The following is a 26,234-nucleotide window of genomic DNA, read 5'->3' on the forward strand; positions in this document are numbered from 1 at the left end:
CGCCGAATGTGTGACGTTTTTTTCCTAAAAAATGTCCGATTTCACGAAACGACTCGTTCCTACGGCGCGGTGGACTCGGAGAGGATATACATTTCGTCGACGAACAGGCTGTCGAGGTTGCGGTTGCCGGCGCTGGTGTCGGTATCCAGCACCCGGACGTGGACGATGCCGCTGGTGCCTGCTGGCAGTGTGAAGCTCTGCGGCGTATCGTCGTCTGCGGTCTTGGTTACCGTCAGCATGTCGGTGTAGACGCCGTCCACGCCGGTGGTGGAGTATGCGAAGGTGAAGTCGTCGCCTTCCCCGTTCGCGCTGTGGTGCGCCTCGATCTGGAAGGAAACGGTATCGCCGCCGAGGACATCAAACTCCCACTTGTGCTCCAGATAGCTGGTGCGGTCGGTCGGCTTGCCGTTGGATTCGGTCTCGGTGATGACCTCATAGACATTGTCCGAGCTGAAGGTATCCGGAATAGTCCCGCTCACCGTACCGGCGATCAGGGTCTCGGCGTAGGCGTAGTCCGCGACGGAGGTCGCGATTACCTCGATCTCGAGGGTCGCGGTGACTGCCGGGGCGATGCCGTCGCTGACGCTGACGGTGAAGCTGTTCGGGCCGACGTCGGCGACACCCGGTGTCCCGGAGAGGGAACCGTTGACCGCCACGCTGAGCCAGGCGGGGCCGCTGACCTTCGCGTAGCTAAGGCTCGCACCGCTGTCTTCGTCGGTGGCACTGATCGAACCACTGTAGGCCTGGCCTTCGCTGGCATCGGCACCGATAATCGGATCCGCACTCCAGACCGGGGCGTCGTTGACGTTCACGACCGTGATCTCCAGGGTCGCGGTATCGCTGCCTCCGTTGCCGTCGCTCACGCTGACGGTGAAGCTGTTGGCCCCGACATCGGCATTGAGCGGTGTCCCGGCGAGAGAACCGTCATTATTAACGATCAACCACAAGGGGCCGCTAACCTTGCTGTAGCTCAAGGTGTCGCCCGCATCGGGATCGCTGGCCGTCCCGGTCAGCGTACCGCTGTAGGCCCCATCCTCGGTGGCGTCGGACCCGGCGATCGGATCGGCGGTAAAGACCGGGGCACGGTTGGCCTGGGCCAGCGTGATCTCGAGGACGGCAGTATCGCTGCCGCCGTTGCCGTCGCTCACGCTGACGGTGAAGCTGTTCAAGCCGACATCGCCGCTCGACGGTGTGCCACTGAGTGCACCACCCGTGGCCACACTGAGCCAGGCCGGCCCGCTCACCTTCGCGTAGCTCAGGCTGTCACCGGCGTCCACATCGCTGGCGGTGCCGGTCAACGTGCTGCTGTAGGCAATACCATCCGTGGCTCCGGCGCCCGTGATCGGGTCGGCGGTAAAGACCGGCGCATCGTTGGTATTGATGACCGTGATATTGAGGGTCGCCTCGACTGGTGCGGCGATGCTGTCGCTCACACTGACAGTGAAGCTGTTTGCGCCCACGTCGGCGTTCGTCGGCGTGCCGCTGAGCGTACCGTCGCCGGCCACATTAAGCCAGGCCGGACCACTCACCTTGGCGAAGGTCAGTGCATCACCCGTATCCACATCGCTGGCGTCGTCAGCCAGGCTGCTGCTGTAGGCAGCATCCTCGGTGGCATCGACTTCGTCGACCGGATCGGTCGCCCAAGTCGGGGCCGAGTTGCCGGCTGCGGTCTCCACAGTGATGGTGACCTCGTCGAAGCCCGGAACGGAGGTGCCGTCGTCGGCGGTGAGGCGAAGCAGGTAAGTGCCTTCCACCCCAAAGGAGGCCGTGGTCGCAGGACTGTTCACGTCCGCGAAGGCGACCGGAGCCGGACCACTGGTCATGGTCCAGGTCGCGGTGTAAGACTCCCCGTCCGGTTCCGTCACGCTACCAGCCAGAGTGGCCTGCGCACTCGTCCCGGCGGTCGCGTCATAGTTGGCGCTGACTTCGGCCTCGCTCAGGATCTGATTGTGGTACGAGCGGAAGATCGCAATCTGTCCGTCGAAGCTCTCGGTATTGGCATCACCATTACCGGCACCGCCGGTGTTGCTGCCGCCGCGCTTGCCGAGACCTGCGGCATCACTGCCGCACATATCGGGATCGCTGCGACTGCCGCTGGCCGCCAGGCTACCATTGATATAGAGGTGATAATTCCCCCCGGAAACCAGCGGATCATAGGTCACAACGACTTGAATAAAGTCGTTGGTCAGACCGCTGACATCCGCGCTGATCTTGCCCTGACTCGAGTCGTGAGCCGTCTCAACGAAACCGTTGTTGTAGAAGATACCCAAGCCGGTTCCACCGCCGGTTTCCCAGAGGACTTGACCGTTGGTCGGGTAGCTTGCGGAGGCATCGGGCTTGAACCAGAGCTCGAGAGTGATCGGTCCACGATCCACGCCCATGTCCTGCAGCGAGGTACCGGAGGCGCCTCCCGTCCCCAGAAGTCCACCGGGGAATTCGTAGGCGGAGGTGATAGCGGCAAGCGCACTGCCTGCATCGGCCACGAAGCTGACCTCAGGGTCCAGGGCAGCGTTCCACAGACCGAGGCTGTCCTCCCAGGTGGTGTTGGCTCCGTCATACAGACCGGCATCCAGATAGATGGCCGCGCCTGCCGTGACGGACCCGCCACCGCTACCGGACAGGTAGACGGTATCGTTGGTCCCTGCTTCCACGATGGGCGACTGGTTGTCGTTCTCCACCTCGGTGGCGGTGACCGTGGCGCTGGCAAAGACGCCACCCGGATCCTCACAGAGGATGGTGGCCGTGCCGTTGCTCACATCCGCGTCCTCTGCCGCAGCCAAAGTGACTTGCTGCCAGGTGGTGGCGTTGGACGGCGTGAAGGTCAGCGAGCTGCCGGACTGAACTGCCAAGTCGGTGTCGCCCGAAGCGTTGGAGACGTTGACCGTGACATCGCTCGCCGGCAGGTAACGCAGCTTCACGTCGAAGGTCTGCGTGCCGCCCTCGGGGACACTCACGCTCGACGTCGAGACCAGGATATCGGACTCCGGTACCACGGTGATCGTGAGGACCTTCTCGTAGGTAGCCCCCTCGATATCGGTGACCCGGACCCGCACGCTGCGGGTCGCGCCATTGTCGAAGTTCAGAGGAACTGCGGTGGTCAGCTGACCCAGGGTGGTGCTGTCCGAGACGAACTCGGGGATCGAGAAGAGGGCGTTGTCCGTATCACCGGCTCCAGCCACCAGGCTGTAGCGGAAGACTTCCGCCGGGTCGGCGTCGATTGCGGTGAGCTCACCGACCACCGTGCCCGCCGGCAGATTCTCTTCGACGCTGCTGCTGGAGATCGTGATGTCGGTCGGGGCCACGTTGCTGGTCGCGCCCTCCCAGATCCGCCAGTAGTCCACGTAGTAGCGCTTCGGGAAGGTCGTGCTGCCCACGCTGCCGCCGCCGTCGCCGCCGACCGCGAGATTCAGCCAGAGGCTGTGCGGCTGCTTGAAGGGCTCGCTGGGCGCACCGCCGTAGCTGCCGTTGTTGACCAGCCAGGACTGCGGGATCTCGTTCATCAGGATGTTGTCACAGTAGAGGCGGACATAGTCCTCGTCCCACTGCATGGTCCAGATATGGAACTCGTTTTCCCAGTTCGGATCGACCGCCTTGAGGCTGGCGATGGTCCGGTTGGAGGCATCCCACTTCGCAGTCCAGCGCTCCCCTGCACCGACGGCGCAGTTCGCGAGAATCTTGCTCTGGTAGTACTCCATGATGTCGCACTCGCCGTTGTAGGGCCATTCGCCGGTGTCACCGACCGTCCAGATGGCGGGCCACATGCCGGCGAAGACCGGGATCTTGGCGCGGATTTGCGCGCGGCCGTATTGCCAGGAGTAGTTGCCCTCGGTCTTGATACTGGAGGAGGTGTAGTTGTAGGTGTCCGGCCCCGAGGTCGTGGTTTCCTCGCGCGCTTCGATCACGAACATGCCGTTCTCCTGCCAACCGTTCTGGTCGGTGTAGTACTGCAGCTCGTTGTTGCGCTGGTAACCGCTTTCGTACCACCAGACGTTCGGATCGGCCTGACCGGTGCCCTCGAACTCCTCCGACCAGGTCGGCGGGATGCTCGAACCGTCTCCAGCCGCCGCATTGACCGTGATGTTGAGGGTCGCCTCAACCGGTGTGGCGATGCCGTCGCTTACGCTGACTGTGAAGCTGTTCGCGCCCACGTCGGTGTTGGCGGGCGTGCCACTGAGCGTGCCGTCGGTGGCCACGCTGAGCCAGGCCGGACCGCTGACCTTGGCGAAGGTCAGCGTGGTGCCCGGATCCTCGTCGGTCGCGCTGCCCGCGATCGTGCCGCTATAGGCGGTGTTCTCGGTGGCGTCGCTGCCGGTGATGGGATCGGCGGTAAAGACCGGCGCATCGTTCACGTTGAGCACCGTGATGTTCAGGGTCGCGGTATCCGTGCCGCCGTTGCCGTCATCCACCTGCACACCGAAGCTGTTGGCGCCCACGTCGCTTTGGGTCGGCACACCCGAGAGGGTGCCGTTTGTGTTGACCGCAAGCCAGGCCGGGCCGCTCAGCTTGCTGAAGCTCAGGCTGTCGCCCGCATCTTCGTCGGTAGCGGAGCCCGCCAGGGTCTCATTGTAGAGCGAGTCCTCACTCGCGTCCGGTCCGGTGATCGGATCGGTGGTAAAGACCGGGGCATTGTTTGTGTTGAAGACCGTGATGTTCAGAGTCGCCTCGACCGGGGTGGCAATGATCCCGTCGGTCACGCTCACGGTGAAGCTGTTCGCACCCACGTCCGCGTTGGACGGCGTGCCGCTGAGCGAACCATCGGGCGCCACGCTCAACCAGGACGGACCACTCACCTTCGCGTAAGTCAGGGCCGCGCCCGCATCGTCGTCGGTGGCCGTCCCGGCAAGCGAGCCGCTGTAGGCAAGCCCTTCGGTCGCCCCGCCGCCATCGATCGGATCGGCGGTGAAGACCGGCGCGTCGTTGGTGTTGAGCACTGTGATGTTGAGAGTCGCTTGAACCGGCGCAGCGATGCTGTCGCTGACGCTGACCGTGAAGCTGTTCGCCCCCACATCGGCGTTGGACGGCGTGCCGCTCAGCGTACCGTCGGCGGCCACGCTCAGCCAGGCCGGACCGCTGACCTTGACGAAGGTCAGGGTGTCGCCTGCGTTGGTGTCGCTTGCGTCGTCAGCCAGCGTGCTGCTGTAGGCGCTGTCCTCGATGGCGTCGGTTTCATTGACCGGATTGCTGCTCCAGGCCGGTGCGGCGTTGGCTTCCACCACCGTGATGGTGGTGTCGTCCGCGATCGCGATCGCCGTATCGAGGGCATTGCCCGCGGCGTCCGTCAGGACTGCGCCCGCGGCCACCTGCAGTTGCAGGCTGCCTGTCGTGGTCGGCGTCGCTTCCACAGTGAAGACGCCCGGGCTGGTCTCGGTGACCGCACCGATCGTGACGGCTGCCGTACCGGCGTTGCCAAAGTCGGCTGCGTCCACCGTGGCTGCGTCCATGTCCTCGCTGAAGCTCAGGGTGTAGCTCACCAGCGTGTTGGCGGTCACGTCCGCCCCACTCCCGTCGTCCACGATGTCCGCGGAACTCAAGGTCGGTGCCGTGGTGTCGCCGCCACCGGAACCCTGGGCGCCGTCCACGATGACACCCATGAAGCGGGCCCGGTTCTGGACGGATCCGGTGTAGGCGTAGGTGATTGAGCTGTAGGCCTGACCGATATTTTCGAAGGCAAAGGCCACCACGTACATGTTCCGGCTGGCGGGCGGGTCGATCTGCGGCATCGCCTCGACGATCGGAGACTGCCCCGAACCGTTCATGGTAAGGGACAGATCAAACGGAGTGTCCCAACCGCCGAGCAGGACATAGACCGTGCCGGACTCGTACGCCGAGATATCGATCGTACCGCTAACTTCGTAGCCGCCCGAAATGGTTTCCGTGGAGCCGCCAAAATCGGCCGGTGCGGTATCCGGATCGCTGTTCGTCCAGACGTCGCCGCGGTCGAAGTTGGCGAAGGTGGTGGCTCCGTTGTAACTGTCGATGGTGATGCTTGAGCCGCCGGTGGCGTAGAAACCAATCTGGTGTTCGGCGTAGCTACCGCCGAGGACGGTGTTCTTGGCCAGGGCGTAAGCTTCGACCGTTCCATCGCCGAAAGTGCCGGAGGCATCCCCGTTGTAACCGGCTTTGCCCGGGTAGACCGACAGAGTGAAGTTCGTATCACTACTGATCATCGTCGAGGCACCGAAGGTCACGCTGGCGGACGCGACCACCGCCGGATCCACGGTAATATTCAAGGTCGCTGTGTCGCTGCCACCGTTACCGTCGTCGACCTGTACCGTAAAGGCGTTCAACCCTTCGTCCGTGCTGCTAGGTGTCCCTGAGAGCGCACCGTCCGTCGCGACATTGAGCCAGGCCGGACCGCTCACCAGGGAGTAAGTCAAGCTGTCGGCCGGATCTTCATCCGTGGCACTTCCGCTGATGCTGCCCGCATAGGCTTCGTCTGCGGTGGCATTCGCTCCGGTAATCGGATCGACCGCAAAGACCGGAGCATCGTTCACGTCCACCACAGTAATGTTCAAGGTGGCCGTATCCGTGCCGCCATTACCGTCGTCCACCTGCACGGTGAAGCTGTTGACTCCGACGTCACTTTGGGCCGGAACGCCGGACAGCGCACCATTCGCATTGACCGCCAACCAGGCGGGACCACTGAGCTTGCTGAAGGTCAGCGTGTCGCCGGTATCCGCATCGGTCGCAGTTCCCGCCAGCGTCTCGCCGTAAAGTGCGTCCTCGGTGGCATCCGCACCGGCGATCGGGTCGCTGGTGAAGACCGGTGCATCGTTCGTGTTGAGTACCGTAATGTTGAGTGTCGCCTCCACGGGTGTCGCAATCACTCCGTCGGTCACGGTGACGATGAAGCTGTTCGATCCGACATCGCTGTTGATCGGCGTGCCGCTGAGCGTACCGTCGGACGCCACGCTAAGCCAGGCCGGGCCACTCACCTTGGCATAGGTCAAAGGATTGCCATCGTCATCGAGTGCGGTGCCGGCAATGGACCCGCTGTAAAGCGCGTCCTCGGTGGCGTCGCCGCCAGCGATCGGATCAACCGTGAAGACCGGCGCGTCATTGGTGTTGATCACCGTGATGTTGAGCGTCGCTTCGACCGGGCTGGCGATGATGCCGTCCGTGACACTCACAGTGAAGCTGTTCGCGCCCACATCGGCGTTGGACGGTGTCCCGGAGAGGGTGCCATCGGCGGTAACGCTCAGCCAGGACGGACCGCTGACTTTGGCGTAGGTCAAAGTCGCGCCCGCATCCTCGTCGGTTGCGCTACCCGAAATACTGCTGCTGTAAGCCGCATCCTCGGTCGCGTCGGAACCCGAGATCGGCTCGACCGTGAAGACCGGCGCGTCATTGGTGTTGATCACCGTGATGTTGAGCGTCGCTTCGACCGGGGTGGCGACGATGCCATCGGTTACGCTCACCGTGAAGCTGTTCGCTCCGACGTCGGCGTTGGACGGTGTACCGGAGAGCGTACCATCGACTGCGACCGTCAACCATGCCGGGCCGCTGACTTTGGCAAAGCTTAGCGTATCGCCCGCATTGCCGTCACTGGCGTCATCCGCGAGCGTGCTACTGTAGGCAGCATCTTCTGTTGCACTGGCTTCGTTCACCGGGTTAGTGGACCAGGCCGGTGCCACATTCACCTCGTCAACCGTGATGATGGTATCATCGGCAATCGCCGCGGTGGTATCGAGCCCGTTACCCGCCGGATCAGATAGCACCGCTCCGGCAGAAACCTGCAGTTGCAAGCTTCCCGCACTTGTCGGTGTGGCTTCCACCGTGAACACACCGGCGGCCGTCTCGGTGATTGCACCGATCGTAAGCGATGAGCTTCCGGCATTGGAGAAGTCCGACGCATCCACCGTGGCTTCATCCATGTCCTCGCTGAAGGTCACGGTGTAAGTCACCATTGTGCTTTCGGTGACATTGGCACCGGATTGATCATCCACGATGTCCGTACTTGCGAGCGTCGGAGCGGTCGTATCACTACCGCCTCCGGTGGAACCGTCGACGACAACACCCATGAATCGAGAGCGGTTCGCGACCGAACCTGTATAGTTGTAGGTAATCGAATCGTAAGCTTGTCCCTCGTTCCCAAAGCTCCAGGCAACAACGTACATGTTGCGACTGGGGGGAGGGTCGACTTGCGGCATGTTTTCAGTAATTGGCGTTTGTCCCGCCCCGTTCATCGTTAAAGAAAGATCGAACGGAGTATCGTAACCACCCAGCAGTACATAGACCGTGCCCGAAGTGTAACCGGAAATATCAATGCTGCCGTTGGCTTCATAGGCGCCCGAAATCGTCTCGGTCGTGCCACCGAAGTTGGCGGCCTGCGAATCCGGATCGTTACTTGTCCAGACATCGCCGCGATCGAAGTCGGCGAAGGCGGCGACCGCAGTCCAGTTATCCATAGTGATACCACTGCCACTCGAGGCATAGGTATTTACCGAACCGGGAGATCCGGTCACAGCATTGTTGAACAAGGCATAAGCCTCCACGGTACCGTCACCGAAGGTGCCGACTGCATCGCCATCGTAGCCAGCCTTGCCCGGATAGACTGACAGGTTGAAATTGCTGTTGTCACTAATCAAAGTCGAAGTGCCAAAGCTGAGCCCGACGGATGGCGCTGCCGCATTGACCTCGATATTGAGCGACGCTTCAACCGGAGTTGCGATAATCCCGTCCGTCACGCTAACTGTGAATGCATTCGCTCCAACATCGGCGCTACCCGGGGCACCTGAGAGCGCGCCGTCGGCAGCCACATTCAACCAAGCCGGTCCGCTGACCTTGACATAGGTCAGAGTATCTCCCGTATCCTCGTCGCTGGCACTGCCGGCGATTGTGTCAGCATAAGCCACACCTTCGGTCGCGCTGGAACCGACGATAGGATCGACCGTAAAGACCGGCGCGTCATTTGTATTGATCACCGTGATGTTCAAGGTCGCAGTATCGCTGCCGCCGTTGCCGTCATCCACATTCACTGTGAAGCTGTTGGCCCCCACATCGGAATTGTCCGGTGTGCCGGAGAGATCGCCATTGGCGGCCACAGCCAACCAAGCCGGTCCGCTCACTTTGGCGTAACTCAGGGTATCCCCTGTGTCCGCATCGGTCGCGCTGCCCGCGATCGTATCGCTGTAGAGCGCATCCTCCGTGGCATCCATACCCGCAATCGGATCGGTCGTAAAGCTTGGCGGGTTGTTTGTCGCGACATCCACCGTGATGGTGGTGTCGTCAACGATCGCAACCGATGTATCCAGAGCATTCCCGGCGGTATCGGTAAGCACCGCACCGGTAACGACCTCCAGTTGTAGGCTACCCGCACTTGTCGGGGTCACCTCGACGCTAAAGACGCCGGCGGTGGTTTCGGTGATCGTGCCGATAGTAATCGCAGAGGTCCCGGCATTGCCGAAATCAGCCGCATCGACGCTGGCGGCGTCCATGTCTTCGCTGAAGGTCAACGTGTAGGTGACGAGATTATTCTCGGTCACGTTCGCCCCACTGCGGTCATCCACAATGTCGGAAGCAGCGAGCGTCGGCGGCGTTGTGTCACCTCCACTACCCACGGTTGCATCCACCACGACACCCATGAATCGAGCCCGGCTCGCGGTCGATCCGGTGTAGGCGTAAGTGATGGAATCGTAATTTTGATTCGGATTGTAGAAGCTGAGGGCGACCACGTAAAGGTTGCGTGAACCAGGAGGATCGATCTGCGGCATGCTCTCGACAATGGAGGTCTGCCCCGAACCGTTCATGGTCAGTGACAGGTCGAAGGGAGTATCCCAACCACCCAGTAGCACATAGACCGTGCCGGAGCTATAGCTGGATATGTCGATTGTTCCATTTGCCTCGTAGGCACCCGAGATCGTCTCAGTGGTGCCCCCGAAATTCGCGGTCTGCGAATCCGGATCGTTGCTGGTCCAGACATCGCCGCGTTCGAATTCGGCGAAACTGGCGACAGCTGACCAGGTATCCAAAGTGATGGCGCTCCCCCCGGAGGCATAGGTATTCACCGAGCCGGGCGTCCCGGTCACGGCATTGTTGAACAATGCATACGCTTCCACCGTCCCGTCGCCGAAGGTGCCCGCGAGGTCACCATTATAACCGGCCTTACCCGGATAGACGGACAGGTTGAAATTGCTACCGTTACTGATCAAACTGGATTCGCCAAAAATGAATCCTTCATAGGATGCGCTCGGAGTGACCGTGATCTTGAGAGTCGTCTCAACCGGGGAGGCAATGATCCCATCGGTCACATTCACGATAAAGTCATTGACGCCCACATCGCCCATGGTCGGCGTACCGGAGAGCGTGCCGTCGGAAGCGACGCTGAGCCAGGCCGGGCCGCTCACCTTGGCGAAGGTCAGCGTATCCCCTGTATTGGCATCGCTGGCATCATCCGCGAGCGTGCCGCTGTAAGCCTCTCCCTGAATGGCATCGGCCTCATTCACCGGATTTGCATCCCAAACCGGAGCGACGTTGACTTCAAACACGGTGATCGTGGTGTCGTCGACAATGGCGGATGCCGTATCCAGCGCGAAGCCGTCTGTATCGGTTAACACCGCACCCGCAGAAACCTGCAGCTGTAAGCTACCCACCGTTGTCGGCGTCACGTCCACGGTGAAGACACCGGGGGAGGTCTCGGTAATCGCACCTATCGAGATAGAAGCGGTGCCCGCATTTGAGAAGTCGGCGGCATCGACCGTGGCCGCATCCATATCCTCGCTAAAGCTCACGGTATAGTTGACGAGCGAGTAGAAGCTCACATCCGCCCCACTCCGGTCGTCGACAATATCGCCGCCGGCCAAGGTCGGATTGCCGGAAATGACCGTAATCGAGGTATCATCCGCGATGGAGGATGTGGTATTCAGGGCATCGCCTTGCGCATCCAAGATCACGGCACCCTGCGCAATTGCCAGGATGATTGAACCGGCTTCGGTACCGGCGGCGGTGACCTCAACGGTTACCTCTTCCGGGGAAACTTGGGCGATTGTGCCGATGGCGATCGGATAGCCGGTCAGGTTCACAAAATCCTCCGCACCGATGCTGGAGAGATCCATCGCTTCGCTGAACTTGAGCGTGTAGGTGATCGGCGTCGCCAAATCAACCGGGTAGCCCAAGGTGTCGTCGGTGATATCGAGATGGCTCAAGGTCGGCAGAGCCGGGTCCTGGCCGATCGAAACTTCCAGGTCGACCGAAGTCCCGTAAGCCGAAGCAGACGGTCCGGACGGCGTTTGGGAAAGAATGTGCCCGGCAGGGACTGTGACGCTGTAGCTGGCAGCCGAAGTCACCGTGCCCACCGCCATGCCGGCATCCGTGATCATGGCTTCAGCCATGGACTGCTCCATGCCAAGCACCGAAGGTACGGTTCCCTGAGATGGAATCGTGGCCGATGCCGCGGCCGATGCCGCGGTTTCATTCAGGTTGGGATACTTATCGCGGGCTTTGACGGTGTAGCTGTACTGTACACCCGGCGTGAGCCCGGTGTCGGTGTACACGTTGCTGTCCTGCCAGCCGCTGTCGTTGCCGCCGCCAGCCGTGCAGCTAAAGTAGTATTCGACCTCCATGGTGTCATGCGCCGGAGTCGCCGTCATGGAGATGGACGAACCACCCACAGGTGTGGGCGCGATGTCGAAGGACATCGGGTTCGGTGTGGGCGCACTGGTATCCGCCGTCATATCAACAGTGCCCTGGAGGACGCTGTGCGCGGTCGCCCCAAAGCGAATTTCGTCGATATAAGTCACGTTGCTGCCGCCGGAACCGGTGGCAAAAGTCAATACATCCAGTTTCGATTGGTCCAGATTGGCCACGAGCGTAGAGCTGGGCTGGGCGGGCAATACCATATCCTCGTAAGGCAGATAAATTTCGACAAGGTCCTCACTGCCCCCCCAGACGATCTTACCGACCACCAGGCGCGGTGTGTCGTCGTTTAATTGACCGGCCACTTCCACATCCCAGCTGCCGGTTAGTGGCGTCGTATTACTACTGTCGTAGAACTGCGCGGCATAGGCCTGTGCGCCATCAAGTGAAACACCGATGCCCATACCGGGCTCTGCGCCATCATCCAAAACATACTTGACGTCATGATGCAGGCTACTGTTCGCGAGTGCGAACTGAATTCGTTGCGCAGTCGCGCCGCCGACATTGCCCATGACGGCGCTGAACCAGAGCGTTGCTCCATCATCCATCAGTCCTCGGTTGACGAGTGCGCTCGCACTGATGGGGCGCGATGCATTGGCTCTCGACCATCCGAAGCCAAAGCCTCCCTCACTGTAAACCTTGAGACCCGACGCGGGCATGGTACTGTAGTTTAGAGTCGGCGAATCCATGAAATGATAAGGATTCAACGTCGTCCATGTACCCTCCAGGCCAATTTCGGTCGCGCCGGAGGCGCCGTCGAGGGTGCCCACGGAATAGTCGAAGGGCTCGTAAATGGCCAGCCCGGTCGCGCCGGTGCCCACGGTGATGTCCACGCTGGCGCTGCTGACATTGCCTTCGCTATCCATCACTTCGAAGACGATGGTATCGGTTCCGGAATAGTTGCCGAACGCAGTATAAACCAAGTTGGGTGCTGTGCCGCTGAGAATGCCGTAATCAGGACCGCTGACCACCGTGTAGGTCAGGGGATTCCCCTCGGGATCGGTTCCGGATAAAATCAATTGTGTCGGCACACCCGGATCCACCGTCAAAGTCTGGGGGCTTGCAGTCGGCGGATCATTCGGCGGCAGACTCCCGCCGATATCGTTCAGCGTCACCGCGACCGTGTCCGAGACTTCGGTCAACTTCCATTTGTCCGAAATCGTGACCTCGAAGAGATACTCACCAGGCGTGCCATCGAAAACCACCTCGGTCGATCCGGCCAGGGTCGATCCGTTGCGAACGAAGGTCACTTCCCCGGCTCCATGCACTTTGCGCCAAGTATAAACCAAATCAGCGCCAACCCGGTCGTAACCGAATGCGCGTAAGGTGGTGCGATCCTGAGGCAATGTGAGCACGGGATCCTCGGCAACCATCATGTGAATCCCTTTCAGAGGAGCGAGCACCTCGGGATTCGTATCCGCCGCGATCGTATCCAGCGCCGACTGCGCGTAAGTCGGGAAATCGTTTTGAGCGATGAGATATTCAAGAAATTCGACCGTCTTTGGGTCCGGCTCCACGGATTCAAAGGAGGCCCCGTACAGCTCCAGCGCTTCGATCACAAATTTGTAGTCGCGTGTCTTTTTGTTGATGACGGTTTGCGCGAGAGGAACACCCTCGGCATAGCCGAACTTTTGCAGCGCCTTTACGCTCTCCTCTTGGACACTGCCCGAGAACATCCGATCGGCTGGGGCTTCATCATACGCCACCGGAATGATCGTGTCGGCCAGAGCCAGCACGTCCTCATTCGTCATCGTTGGATAGGTCTTTGCAATCTGACTCCGGATCTTTCCTCTCGGATGACTCGCCGCTGCGCGCATGGCCGGATAGAGAAGATTTCGGTCGATCCCGACGAGGTCGTGCCCCCGAAGCAGACCACCGCCTTCCTCGTAATAAAGAATATTGATGATCTCAGCGTGGGTGAGATGCAAGGGGTCGTTCGGGTCCAGAGGCAGAATCGGCTTGCCCGCCGAAGCACAGGCTACCAGCAGAGCATCCACGTGTGGCATCAGCAATGCATTGGGGAATTTCTGAAGGCCCAGGGCGGCTGCGTATTGAACCAAATCTTCCGAATCGGAAAGCAGACCAACGAGCAGAGGAATCGAATTCGCATCCTGAATCGCACCGAGTGCCTTACAGGCCCCCATGCGGTCTTGAAGAGCGGCATTTGTATCGGTTGCCATGCTCTCCAGCGTCGGCAGCAAGGTCGCGTGCTCGGACGTGCGCAAGCCGATTTCCTCGGCGGCCCATTTCCGCGTCATCGGCGACCATGAACCGAGGTCGCTCAGCAATTCATTGGTCGTCCGGGTGCTCGCATCGTAGCCACTGGAATTGGCCACATCATCCAACTCGGCGCTGGTCAGCCAATCCACGGGATCGCTGGTATTTTTCCCCGTGGCGTAAGTCTGGCGCAAAGGGGCGGCGTAAGGAAGCAGGCAAGCCATCGACATCTGGAACTGCTGGGGTTGGTAGCCCTCCTTTCCGTTGTCTTGCGCACCGCCGCCATTCTGGTAGGTGTTCAGGATGAACCGGCCATCCCAGGTACGGGCCAACTCGAAACGCCAGCGTTGCTCGGCAAAGAATTGAATCATGGATTGTTCCCCCCCGGCGTTCGCGCCGAGCGGTGTCCAAAGGTAATTGAGCCACGGACCCAGGTGTCCGGCGTCGAGGTTGTGGGCGGCGGAACCGGCCAGCGTCGCCCAGTAGTTGGCATCGTAATTGCGGCCATCCAGCATCTTGTAGCAAAGCGCCGCGATACCGTTCTTCCCGTTCTCGCCGTAGTAATCAAAGGGGCGCATTTCACCGTAAGGGATCCCGCCCCGGTCGACGTAGCCCTTGTAGAATTTCGTGACACGCCCGATGGCATCCTCGACACGCTGGTCGGTGATACCCGCTTCACGGGCCAGGGTGAGCCCGTAAAAGTTCTGCATATTGGCACTATTGATGGTGCCGTAACCGATTCCGTAGGGACCGTTGAAGTTACCTTCTGCATCCGGCTTCGTCAGCTGGTGTCCCGTGGTGCCGAACATACTTTGCCCATTGGCACACGCGGTGGCGTAGGCACGCATCGAATCATAGACCGCCGGATCGCCAGTCGCCAAATAATACTCCGAAATCGCCCACAGTTTGAAGCCATAGACCCAGCCATCCTTAGGCTGATCGGGGACCCATCCCGCCATGATCGCATCAATCTCCGCCTGGGGCAGGATCAGCTCGTGCGCCCATTGCTGGGCAAGAGTCATCCGCGCGTCGTTGTTGGCATAAGCGGGGTTATTTCCGGCCAAAAGGGTGACCAATTGTAAACTCCACGCATCCTTGGTTCCGTTCGCCAGGATGGTATCAAGTCCTTTTTCCAGAACCGCCGCCGACTTGGGACAGTTGTAGGGTGCGGTCGCGCTGTAAGCCCCCAGGGTTTCGAGCGTCAGCGACATGGTCGAGGTCGTACCGGCACGCCAAACCAGTAGCTTCAGAATCGCCGGATTGTTGGCCTCCGCGGCGGAAATTGCGTCCGCAAGCTCCTTGCGCGCATCGCGACTAAAAGCGACTGGCGCGGCCCCCGTTCCCTCCGCGCCGAGAATGACGTCTCCTACCTGAAAAATCCCGTCGGCCGGCGAGCCCGCATGCACCTCCATGACCTCGATTTGCCGGGCGTCCTTGGTGTCCCAGCCATCGTGTTTCGATAGATGATTGGGGCGGTACATCCAGCCGGTCATCCCGGTCGGCCCGAGGTTCCAGCTTTTGTCGTCCAAGCGGACGTCGCCATTGGTCAGATCGGGAATCTGTGCGCTGGCAGCGCAGGTTAAAAATAATAGGGCGGCAGTGAATAGCCGGACGTGCCGGGCCATTAGGCAGAGGTATTGCTTCATAGTCAGTAGATTTAGGGGGTATACGTGTAGATTGAGATAAACCTACATTTCCCCCTAATAACGAGACTGCCCGATGTGTGACATGGTTTTTCAAAAAAGCAGGCAAATGCTGGTATCGCGCTGACGCACGAGTGGCTTTTTCCAGCGAGAGAGGATTGCTTGAATTCAGACGCCCCCACAAGGCGCCATGGCCTGGCGCTTCCCGGGCTTACGCGCGTTTAGGCCGAAATCCGGTTTCGGGCCGGTAGAAAGGTAGGGACGCCCTGCCCACCAGGCGTCCGGTTCCGAATGGCGAATGAGTACCAGATTTCAGCCCCGATCTCTGGGAACCCGAAATTTAAAAGCCTTTATTCGGAATTTGACCGGCACAGGCATGTTCCGGCTCCAAAATGCTGCGGCCCGCTTTGTCCGGGATTGAGCGGCGGAAGTACGCCCCAAACCGACCTTGTCCGGGAAAACTATTCGACCAGCGTCAGCATGATTGCCGACAAATGGGTTCGCTCCGCTCCGGAGGGAACATGGATCACCAAGGAATCCCCTGAAAAATCGTACTCGATCTCCTTGATATAGTACTCCCGCCCCGGACCGCGGTCCTTACGTATAAACGTATCGATATTTTCGCTTTCCGGATTCCATTGGTGGATTGGACTGCCGGACATGGTCGCGTCCTCGTAAATACGTATCGGGGAATACGGCCCATCCGTTCTCCTAACCACATTGCAGAAAAGGGTGAGACGGTATTTATCCGCCTGTGATGACTTCAACCATGCACCCAGGTTGCTCAATTGGACAACCGCCCCCTGCTCCGAGGTACCCGGGATACGGAACCCGTAAGACTGCGCGGCCTTAACTTCGACAGGTCTCCACGCTTTGGTCGTCAAGCCACCATTGAGAATCGCATCTTCCGGGGTATCGCTTTTTCCCCGACCAAAGGTGTGGCCACCGGCCCAGGTCGCCCGAACCGGGCTGTTCGCCAGTTGATGACTGCCATGTGACCCGGTAACATTCTGCCATTTTGCCGAATAAGGACGGGTCGAATTTATGATTACCGCCTCTTCCTCCCGCTCGATAAAATTGAGTCCGAGCCGCTTTGGTGCTGTCGTCACATAGAACCCCATATCGGCCACGCCGACTAAAGGCCGCCAATCCAGCCCCTCCACCATAAGCGACTGCCCTGCGCTGATAACTTTCGAACGGGCCACATCCTGCGCCGACGTCATACGCGCCTTCCCATCAAACACATCCAGCCGGGTACCCGTCTTTTCATCGACAAAAACACCGAGTATGGTGCCAATGTCGACAATCTCTCCGTTCGGGACTGAGATACGGACCGGGTCGCCCTCCAGTTCGGCCCAAATGCTGCCTTTTGTCAGTGAAAGCCGGTCACGCGCCCCGACAAGCAATTCAGCCGGACCTTTCAACGCGAAGCGGTTATCCTCGGATTTGAACTCAACGACCCCTCCCTCCGGCAGCACGATTTGATCGCCCGCCGAGATCCACTTGCTGGACGGGGAGAAATCCCCTCTCTCCACGCCATCGACGAACACCACCTCAAACACCCCGGCCTTCGTCGTGAACAGCACCGCCATGACCGCGGCAAGAGCCAACATTGCCGCCAAAGCATAGTATTTGAATGCCCATCGGCTCGATGGCTTTTCATTGGAGCTGTCGGCCGAAGTGGCTGGCGGTTCCTGCTCAAAAACGATAGCCTCGCCGGATGCTTCCAAGCGCTCGCCCGAGGCAGCATTGACTTCATCACGGAGTGCAGCATCGAACATTTGCATTTCCATGTAGCAACGACGGGCCGCCTTATCCGAGGCCAGCGCTTCGTTAAAGCGCTTCAGATCCCCTGACGTTGCTTCGCCGTTCAGGACGCGCTCAACCAGAGCCCGAAAGTCTTCGGCGTTATTATGGAAGTTAGTGTTCATTTGTTAATAAATAGCAAAAAGAGCCAAACTGTGACTCATCATTTAATAAATTTTATCATTCAGCCGGTTTGGTCATGCATTCTTTGAGCAACATTCGTATGCGCGAAACCGCTTTCCGGACGGCCACATGACTTCGACCATAGTCCTCGGCGACTTGTTTGAGAGTTTTGCCCTTCCCGTAAACGGCATACAGGAGCTTGAACTGCGGTGGGCTGATTTTCGACAAGCAGGTCTTGAGGCGCTGCAACTGAGGTTGAATCTCCTCGTAGTAGCCCACCGACTCGACGGTGAGCATTTCGATCACTTCGTCTGAATCGATAAGCCCTCTGGATTTTTTGACCTGCCTGAAGTAGTGGAGGCAGCAGTAACGGACGACCTGGGCCGCCCAGGCCCTGAAGTTGGTTCCCGGTTCAAACTTCGATTGATTCTGAACCAGATACAGGTTCGCGTTTTGTAGAATATCCTGAACATCGGAGGGAGGAACTCCGATAGTACGTATCAGGGCATGCAGAAATTGCTGCTCTCGAGAGATCAACTCACTGAAAGACTTTTGCTCATCGGAAAATTCCGATTTCGATCCATCATGTCTGCTATGGCTTACGCCCATCGTTAACGCTGTAAATGATGATGCCAACGATATGTCAAGAGACCACTATTAGGAGATGACTTAAGAAAACGTAAATTTTTTCTTCAAGCAGCGCTCTTGCGATAACAGCTGGTTGGTTTACTGCAAAATCCTTCGTTCGGCTAAACAGACATTAGACCAAATGGCACTAACTTACGCGCCCTTATCAATCGAGAGTGATCAGTAGAAGCGACACTCCTTTCGCTTCTACTCCGGGCTCTCGAGAGGTTGTTGGATTATCACATTACACGATTCAGTAATGCGGCGGTTTTTCATCCGGTTGCATTTGGCCGGCGCCGCCACTCTGTTCCAGAGATTCGATACGCTCTTCCATTTTGTTTAGCTGCTTGCGCAGGATGTCGATCGTCCGCTGCTGCCAATACACCTCGACATCCTGAGACTCGATATGTTTTTCCAGCTGGGTGATCGCGGCTTTGAGTTCATCAATTTCCTGCATGTGCAAATTTGATGCGCAATCGTTACCGGTATTCAAACTTCTATTTTAAGAGTCCAAGCTGATAAATTTTCGTGGACTAGGTTAGTCGAATCATAATGATGGCGAGTCTTGAAACGTGACATTAAGTGGCTGGTTTACCTCGGAGTCGAACAGGAGCTGTTCGAGTTGCAGCCTTGTTTGGACTTAAAACAAAGTCTGGGGGAAGAAGTCGATATTGTCGCCTTCGCCGAGGCCTTACTGGAGCAAAAGGCCTGCACGGATTTTGACGGACTGCAGACCCTGGTCGAGCAGGCCTACGGCCTGGCGCAGGCAGACACGCCACCGGATGATCCCTTTCAGCGAAAAATCGCGGTTGTTGAGGAGACGAAAGAGGAAGAACCGGAACAGGCCATAATACCCGAAGGGATGCCCGACCTCTCGACGGCGAATTTACCGACAGATGAGACAGCTGCTGCTGACTTCATGCGCAAGTTACTACAAGCCTGCCACGAAATGGGGGCGAGTGATCTACACCTCTCGGCTGGTGCGCGCCCCTTTGCCCGTCATACACGGAATCTCTCCTACTTATCCGATGAAAATCTGACCGACGAGGCAAGCGAGCTGCTCAATCTCTCTCTTTTGTCCGATGACCTTAAAAAGCGATTTACCGACAGGCAGGATTTGGACTTTGCTCTGCCCCTGGGCAAGGGTGAGCGCTACCGTGTCAATTTAATGTGCCACAAAGAAGGCATTGCCGGCACGTACCGGCTTATTCCGAACAAAGTGCCGACCCTGTCCGAAGTGGGATTCGACGATCTCGAGCGCATCAAAAAGCTACTCAGCTACAATAACGGGCTTATTCTGGTAACCGGTCCGGTCGGCTCCGGAAAAACAGTTACTCTGGCCGCGATGATGGATGAGATCAACCGGACCCGCAACGACCACGTGATCGCGGTGGAAGAACCGATTGAAATTGTTCAGGATTCCAAAGAATGCCACCTGACACAACGTGAAGTTGGAAGACACACTAAATCCTTTTCCAGTGCCCTGAAAGGGGCGCTTCGGCAGGACCCGGACATTATTGTGATCGGTGAGATGCGCGATCTGGAAACCATTGAGATGGCGATCAGCGCCTCGGAAACCGGGCACTTGGTGATCGGTACCTTACACACCGCTGATGCGGCTAATACATTGAACCGCGTTTTGGATGTCTTTCCCGCGTCACAGCAAACGCAGATCCGCATCATGTTATCGCACGCCTTGCGGGGGATCATCTGTCAAAACCTCATTCCTGCTGTCGACGGCGGGATGGCGCTCGCCTACGAGTTACTGATTTGCAACACTGCGGTACGTGCCTTGATTCACGAAAATAAACCCGAGGGCCTCGTCAACGTCATGGAAACAGGGGCATCCGAAGGCATGCGGGTCATGGACAAGTCCATACTCTCGCTCTGGGAGAAAGATATCATTAGCGATAAAGTGGCACTCTCCAGCTTGAAAAGCGATATGAAGCGACATCAACTGCGGGAACTGATCAAACTACAACGGCCCACCTACGCCCACGAATAAGCATGGCTCAAATCGATAAATATCTCGAATACATGCTGAAGTCCGACGGCTCTGACTTACATCTGGCCGTGGGCTCACCGCCCCGTGTGCGTATTGCCGGATCGATCACGGAACTGGATGAAGCCCCGCTCACCGAGGAATCGATCGAAGCACTGCTGAAAGAAATTTGCAGCGAAGATCGCTGGGAGCATTTTCTTGAACATCAGGATCTTGACCTCGCTTATGAGTTGGGCACGGGCGACCGATTCCGTTGCAATTACTTCTACAACCACTGGGGCATTGCGGCTGTGCTCCGCACGATTCCGGCCGAGATCCGCTCCTTTGAGTCACTTCAGCTCCCGGAAGTGTTGAAACAATTTTGTATGTCCAGCCAGGGCCTGGTATTTGTAACGGGACCGACCGGTAGTGGCAAATCGACGACCCTGGCCGCATTGATTGATTTGATCAACGAGACCTCACAAAAACACATTATCACCATCGAGGACCCGATCGAATTCGTCCACACCAACAAGCGCAGTGTCTTGGTGCACCGCGAAGTCGGCGAACACAGCCAGAGCTTTACCAACGCCCTGCGGGGCGCAATGCGGGCCGACCCGGATATCATTCTGATCGGGGAAATGCGTAACCTGGAAACGATCCGTCTGGCCCTGAATTGTGCCTCGATGGGCATGCTGGTCTTTGGTACGCTCCACACCAATAATGCTCCCATGACAATTGACCGGGTGATCGACGCTTTCCCGGCGGATGAACAGAATCAAATTCGTACCATGCTGGGGGCTTGCCTGAACGGGGTGGTCTCCCAACTGCTCTGTAAAAAAGTTGGTGGCGGTCGCATCGCGGCCCATGAGATTCTACTCAAACATGATGCCCTGCCCACCTGTATTCGCAGCGGTAAGATCAGTAAGGTGCGGGGGATCATCGAAAGCAGCATGGAACAGGGTATGATTACGATGGATGCGTCACTGACGAACCTCATGAAGGCGAAGCTTATCTCCCCGGAAGAAGCTTACATGAAAGCCGCCAACAAGGATCTCTTCGAGAAATACCGCACTGAAGACGTCCAAGTCTAAGCTGACTCTTACAAGTCACATAACCGGCTTAACCGGAAACCGCTAATGAGCGCTGATGCACGCTTATCTTTTGGCTTACTTGGGACTCAAAGCAGCTGAAAACCATTACACAGCAAGAATATCCGGGATCCTACAGCTACGACTTAGGTGGAGCTGGATTTTTTCATTAAAAACAAATCTCCTCGAAACCACAGTCAGTACAGCCAGTCTCAAATTAAAACTCCTTGTTTACCCGGTTTGCATAATACCAACGACTTACTTTTATCCTTAATACGAATCCCCAAAACAGAGTTTTGACTTGTGCGGGCGTAATCCAATGAAGCCTCAGGCCACGTCACCTCGCTTGTTAAAGCGGGGTAATCGAAATGCGAGATTTGCCTTTTTATCGGAAAAAGTCACGCACTGACATAATACTACTCACTACAGTACTGAACTCATGAAAATCATTTGGAATGCCCACACGATGATGCAAGTGCGGCTAACGGCCAAGGCTTGTCGCTACCAGAATTTCAACCGAAGGGTCTGTTTTTACTTGCTGACTGCATACCTGCTGGCGGTCAGCCTTCATGCGGAACCAAGGACCTGGAAGTCCACCTCCGGCTCGACCATTAAAGCGGTCTTTCTCGGTTCCTTCGGGGAAGACTATTGGTTTGAAGCGAATGAGGACGGCCGCTTCATAAAAATGCCATCGAAGTATATTTCCGCGGCGGACATCAAGCTGGTTGAATCCGGCGAAGTGAAGGGCGTCTTCTCCGACACAATTTGCGACGAGGCGGAAGCATCGATCCGGTTACTGGAACAGCTCTACACACGCCCCGCCGAGCAATTACCTGCGGACGTGGAAACCATTGGGGAAGCGATTGAGTTGCTCATTTTACCACTACAGCCCGAAGGCGACGAAGCCGAACCGATCGATGTCGACTACACCAAGAGGCGATATAAAAAGGCCGGCATCGTGGAAATGCCAGAGTCAGGAACAATTCTGCATGTCCTGAAACAGTTGCTGGCCACACACGACCTGAGCTTCCGCATTGAGGAAGGCGAACTGATCATCGGCAAATTGTAGCGCGAAGGCCGGGTCGATCCTAGCAACGATCCAAACGAAGCGCCGGCTGGATGGTAAATTCATCGAGCACAGCTTCAGAGTCAGCAAATGCGGCAAAGGCAATCATGGCGGCATTATCACCGGTGTGCTTTGGCTGGGCGATCAGGCAGGGCATTTGAAAACGCGAGGCCAGTTTCTCCATGGCCACGCGCAGGGACTTGTTGTTTGAGACCCCGCCCGAGAGTCCCAGACTCTTGTAGCCTCCCCCTTCGAGCAAATGCTTGGTCTTGCCAGTAAGCTGAGTGATAACCGCTGCCTGATAGGAAGCACAGATATCGGGGAGTGTTTTCTGCAACTCGTCGTCACTGATTTTCTCAAGACGATAACGCAGACTGGTCTTGAGTCCGGAAAAACTGAAACGACGTTCATTTCGTGGCGCGATGGCCTTGGGAAAATCATAGGCCTTCGCATTTCCACTGGTCGCGATATTCTCGACCCTGGGTCCGCCGGGATAAGGCAGGCCCAGAAGTTTCGCTCCTTTGTCGAGAGCTTCGCCGGCGGCATCATCGACGGTCTCCGCCAGGACCTCGACACGCCGTTCCCGGTCGATCTGAAATAAAATGGTATTCCCCCCGGAGACGATCAGTCCGAGATGCGGAAGTAATTGGCTCAAATTCGCTTCAAATTCGTCGGGAGCCGAAGCATGCAGATCGATAAACGGGGAAAAGGCGTGCCCGCGAAGGTGATTCACCCCAACAACCGGAACGCTCCACGCCAAACCAAGGCTTTTCGCAAAAGCAATTCCCAGGGCCAGGCAACCCGCAAGACCCGGGCCATTGGTCACCGCAATTTCGGTAATCTCTTCTTTGCGCTGCACCAATTCGGCGACCTCCAGGAGAGGAAAAAAATTCTTCAGGTGCTCGCGACTGGCGAGGTCCGGCACAACTCCGCCATACTCCTTGTGCAAATCGATTTGGCTGTGCACCCACTCCCCCACCATACCTTTTGCCGGGTCAAAAAGCGCGATAGCGGATTCGTCACAGGAACTTTCTACAGAGAGTCGCATGGGCAGAACTTAGTGGCGAACCACCGCAAGTTAGAAGACTTTTCTTGTTTCCCTATCGTAAGCGCTCACATTGTCGTACGTGCCCGAGACCAAGCAAAATGTTTTCAAACTTCTCCGCCGAAAGTGTGCGGACGGCCCGATCAGCTATCGTGACTACATTGAGACTGCGCTCTACGCTGAAAAATGCGGCTACTACCAGCGTGATGCGGAGCGTGTCGGCCGCAAGGCAGATCGTGATTTCTACACCGCCGAAAGCCTGGGCAAAGTTTTCGCCCAACTTGTGGTGGGCGCGTCGGAAGAATTGCTTGGGCCCGAGCGGGTAAGACAAAGCACTTTTCTTGAAATTGCCGCCGAGCCCGAACAAAGCTTACTCGAAAAGGCATCGAACCATCCTTTTGCCGACAATAGAGTCCTCCGCCTCGGCCAGCCGATTCAAGCAAGCGGTCCGGTCGTCATTTTCGCTAACGAATGGCTCGACGCTTTACCTTTCCACCGGCTGGTTTTCAAAGACGGACAATGGCGGGAACGCGGCGTCTTCTTTCAAAGCGATGAATTGCGTGAGACTATTCTACACCACCCCACTCCCGAAGTGCAGGCGGTACTGCAAGACTTGCCCCGCGAGATTGAGGAGGGATATCAGCTGGATCTACCGCTGCGGGCCGAGGCTGCCCTCGCTGATCTGCTCGCACAGGACTGGACCGGATTGATACTTCTATTCGACTACGGAAAGACCCTGAAGGCTCTGCTGCAGGACTGCCCGAACGGCACCGCCCGCACGTATTTCCGCCACGAAGCGGGCAACGACCTGCTCGACCGGCCCGGGGAGAAAGACATCACCTGTGACATCTGCTGGACACCGCTGGAGACACAGCTCAAGGACGCCTGCCTTCGAAACATCACCCTCGAAAGCCAGGAATCTTTTCTTGTCAAACGTGCGGCAAAAACTGCCGAAAAGATCGTCACCGCTAGCGCGGGGGCCTTCAGCGCCGACCGCCAAACCCTGATGGAACTCATCCATCCGGCCAACATGGGGCAGCGCTTTCAAGTACTCTGGGGCCTGAAAAATCCATGATTTTCTCCGGAAAATGCTTGCTAGGACACCACACAGGCCTACTTTCCACCACTTTTCCAATTTTCAACAAGGTAAATCCCATGGCACGTATCTGCGCAATCACAGGAAAACGCCCCGTCAAAGGTGGCCGCATCATCCGTAAAGGTCTCACCAAAAAGAGTGGTGGTATCGGCACATCGCTGGTTAAGAACAGCAAGCGCCGCTTCCGCCCGAATGTGCAACGCATCCGCGTAAAACTCCCCAGCGGAGAAGTTAAGCGCATGTGGGTATCCGCCAAGGCAATCAAAGCCGGCAAAGTGACCAAAGCCTAATCAAGGCTGACACAGACTTATTCATTTCGACCAAGCCCCGTGAAAGCGGGGCTTTTTTTGGGTTCATCATCGATTATCGGGCGTCCTCTGCCCCCCTTCTGCCTCATACCGAATTCAGAAAGGTCTGTCGCAGTAGGCTCGCTTGTAGCGATGGCACGATAGTGCCGTCGATTATCGCTCGAGTAGATCGATCGACCTTGCTCTCGCAATGTCGCTACGAGGATAAACCTTCTTGAAACTGGTGTAAGCCTTTAATGAATCGGCAATAAAATACCACTGTTCATGAACGGAGCGTGGGCATTTCTGTCCACCTCGCGCGAGTAGCCTCACACCATAGGACCATCAGGACAGAAATGTCCTGACTCCGTATGCAGCGAATCGATCCTGTGTAAAGACTACGAGGTTCCATCCAAGGCCTCTCCCTTGCTTGCAAAGAGGGCGAGAATTCCCTGCATCATTCCATGACTCATTGGTATGCGCGCAGCACTAAAGCCTGCCTGGCGGTGAAAGCGGGAAAAGGCATCCGGATAATCACCTGGGTACCAGTGTTGCCAATAAGTCATGTAGTCTTCTTTCAGGTCCACCTTAGCCAAGGGAAAGATGGCATCAGAGAGCAGGGAATTCAGCCGCTTCGTACCGATTATATTTTGGAAAACATCCTCTGATATCTGAGCTTGCCGTTCCTTGGTACCGGCCGCCTTACGGAAGGCCCCGGTTTCCTTTTCATCGACTGTAGAAAACAGGCTTAGCTGCTGTCTTAACTTGTCAGGCCAATCCGGATTGGCCTGACAAATTCTTGCGTACTGCTTCAGCCGTAGCTTCGGATGGTTTGCCGGCCGGCAACCACTCAACTTCCATTCCTCCCGATACGCTTCGTAGAGCTCATCGGTGTCGAGGCTACCGGCAAAGTCCGCTATCGTATAGCGCGAGGCGATTCTATGCATCGTACTTCGATTTCTGGCAAAGCCCAGCACGTCCAGTGTCGACTCATGACAGCACCCCGCCCAATCCGTCCGCTCCAGGCGCTTGCGGGCATAGTCAGCTTTCTGCCGCCAACGCTTTACGGCTAATTGCTCCAGCAGCAGTTTGCGCTCGGAAAGGGACTTTTCCATTAAGCGCTCAAACCACTCCAGTTCATTGACCTGCTCCAAGTCGAGCAAGGCCGCCTCCATGGCATACTCTTCCAAATCACGCTCCAGCAGTGGCAAAAGGACAAGCGATTCCATCGGGTATTCCCTCTCCCAACCTTGAGTTGTCCCCGCATAAAGCACGACATGCAGCACCACCTTTCCGAAGTTCGGGTTTTTATCGTGCTCATGGTGAAACCAATCATTCGGGTAAAAATGAATTTCCACATCCCCGACCCACTCATCACCGTCGATTTCAAATCGGGCCTCTTTGAAGTCAGGACCTTCATTCATGTTCCAGTGACCCGGGTCCTTAATCTTCAGGCGTTTCCCGGAAACTGTTTTAAGATCCTGCTTATAAAAGTCACCCTGTAGCCATATCTTCTGGATGATTTTTTCCGAAATAGAAAAAGGGCCGTAGAGGCCCTGAACTTCCTGCACAGCAATAGTCGGCATATGATGATTAGACAGCGGAGGGTCCGCCCGGT

General features: G+C 57.6%; 11 protein-coding genes. 5 read left to right on the forward strand and 6 right to left on the reverse strand.

Annotation, left to right across the window (positions count from 1 at the left end; translation table 11 throughout):
• Nucleotides 1–59 precede the first annotated feature (59 nt).
• The 4 genes from DDZ13_RS05605 to DDZ13_RS05620 form a co-directional block, all read right to left on the reverse strand.
• Nucleotides 60–15,497: a putative Ig domain-containing protein gene (locus DDZ13_RS05605; protein ID WP_110130453.1), complete on the reverse strand. Its 15,438-nt coding sequence runs from the start codon at nt 15,495–15,497 to the stop codon at nt 60–62.
• A 458-nt stretch (nt 15,498–15,955) separates the two neighbouring features.
• Complete coding sequence (locus DDZ13_RS05610; protein WP_110130454.1) at nt 15,956–17,425, reverse strand: hypothetical protein; 1,470 nt, start codon at nt 17,423–17,425, stop codon at nt 15,956–15,958.
• A gap of 55 nt (nt 17,426–17,480) precedes the next feature.
• Complete coding sequence (locus DDZ13_RS05615) at nt 17,481–18,032, reverse strand: sigma-70 family RNA polymerase sigma factor (RefSeq protein WP_110130455.1); 552 nt, start codon at nt 18,030–18,032, stop codon at nt 17,481–17,483.
• A gap of 271 nt (nt 18,033–18,303) precedes the next feature.
• Nucleotides 18,304–18,507: a SlyX family protein gene (locus DDZ13_RS05620; protein ID WP_110130456.1), complete on the reverse strand. Its 204-nt coding sequence runs from the start codon at nt 18,505–18,507 to the stop codon at nt 18,304–18,306.
• Between the two features lie 108 nt (nt 18,508–18,615).
• Between DDZ13_RS05620 and DDZ13_RS05625 the strand changes: the two genes are divergently transcribed.
• From DDZ13_RS05625 to DDZ13_RS05635, 3 genes are all read left to right on the forward strand, one after another.
• The gene (locus DDZ13_RS05625) at nt 18,616–20,055 is read left to right on the forward strand and encodes a type IV pilus twitching motility protein PilT (protein ID WP_110130457.1); all 1,440 of its coding nucleotides are present in this window, start codon (nt 18,616–18,618) and stop codon (nt 20,053–20,055) included.
• A 2-nt stretch (nt 20,056–20,057) separates the two neighbouring features.
• Entirely contained in the window at nt 20,058–21,125 is a 1,068-nt protein-coding gene (locus tag DDZ13_RS05630) for a type IV pilus twitching motility protein PilT (RefSeq protein ID WP_110130458.1), read from the forward strand.
• A gap of 436 nt (nt 21,126–21,561) precedes the next feature.
• A complete protein-coding gene (locus DDZ13_RS05635) occupies nt 21,562–22,191 on the forward strand; it encodes a hypothetical protein (RefSeq protein ID WP_110130459.1) in 630 nt (209 codons plus the stop codon).
• A 19-nt stretch (nt 22,192–22,210) separates the two neighbouring features.
• On the opposite strand, the gene tsaD is transcribed toward DDZ13_RS05635, so the two are convergent.
• Complete coding sequence (gene tsaD / locus DDZ13_RS05640) at nt 22,211–23,236, reverse strand: tRNA (adenosine(37)-N6)-threonylcarbamoyltransferase complex transferase subunit TsaD (RefSeq protein ID WP_110130460.1); 1,026 nt, start codon at nt 23,234–23,236, stop codon at nt 22,211–22,213.
• A 79-nt stretch (nt 23,237–23,315) separates the two neighbouring features.
• Here tsaD and DDZ13_RS05645 point away from each other — a divergent pair, with 79 nt between their 5' ends.
• Nucleotides 23,316–24,308, forward strand: coding sequence for an SAM-dependent methyltransferase (locus DDZ13_RS05645; RefSeq protein ID WP_233246090.1), 993 nt, complete (start codon nt 23,316–23,318; stop codon nt 24,306–24,308).
• 80 nt (nt 24,309–24,388) lie between these two features.
• Complete coding sequence (gene rpmB, locus DDZ13_RS05650; RefSeq protein WP_110130652.1) at nt 24,389–24,619, forward strand: 50S ribosomal protein L28; 231 nt, start codon at nt 24,389–24,391, stop codon at nt 24,617–24,619.
• Between the two features lie 395 nt (nt 24,620–25,014).
• Here the strand turns inward: rpmB and DDZ13_RS05655 are convergent, their stop codons facing one another.
• Complete coding sequence (locus DDZ13_RS05655) at nt 25,015–26,202, reverse strand: DUF2851 family protein (RefSeq protein ID WP_110130462.1); 1,188 nt, start codon at nt 26,200–26,202, stop codon at nt 25,015–25,017.
• Between the last annotated feature and the right edge of the window lie 32 nt (nt 26,203–26,234).

It is taken from the genome of Coraliomargarita sinensis (assembly GCF_003185655.1).
Classification (GTDB): Bacteria; Verrucomicrobiota; Verrucomicrobiia; order Opitutales; family Coraliomargaritaceae; genus Coraliomargarita_B; species Coraliomargarita_B sinensis.

Bases quoted from the DNA above. Each gene is read 5' to 3' on its own strand.
- DDZ13_RS05655 (WP_110130462.1), bottom strand. From the start codon at position 26,202: ATGCCGACTATTGCTGTGCAGGAAGTTCAGGGCCTCTACGGCCCTTTT.
- DDZ13_RS05610 (WP_110130454.1), bottom strand. From the start codon at position 17,425: ATGAACACTAACTTCCATAATAACGCCGAAGACTTTCGGGCTCTGGTT.
- DDZ13_RS05605 (WP_110130453.1), bottom strand. From the start codon at position 15,497: ATGAAGCAATACCTCTGCCTAATGGCCCGGCACGTCCGGCTATTCACT.
- DDZ13_RS05620 (WP_110130456.1), bottom strand. From the start codon at position 18,507: ATGCAGGAAATTGATGAACTCAAAGCCGCGATCACCCAGCTGGAAAAA.
- DDZ13_RS05615 (WP_110130455.1), bottom strand. From the start codon at position 18,032: ATGGGCGTAAGCCATAGCAGACATGATGGATCGAAATCGGAATTTTCC.
- rpmB (WP_110130652.1), top strand. From the start codon at position 24,389: ATGGCACGTATCTGCGCAATCACAGGAAAACGCCCCGTCAAAGGTGGC.
- DDZ13_RS05630 (WP_110130458.1), top strand. From the start codon at position 20,058: ATGGCTCAAATCGATAAATATCTCGAATACATGCTGAAGTCCGACGGC.
- tsaD (WP_110130460.1), bottom strand. From the start codon at position 23,236: ATGCGACTCTCTGTAGAAAGTTCCTGTGACGAATCCGCTATCGCGCTT.
- DDZ13_RS05635 (WP_110130459.1), top strand. From the start codon at position 21,562: ATGAAAATCATTTGGAATGCCCACACGATGATGCAAGTGCGGCTAACG.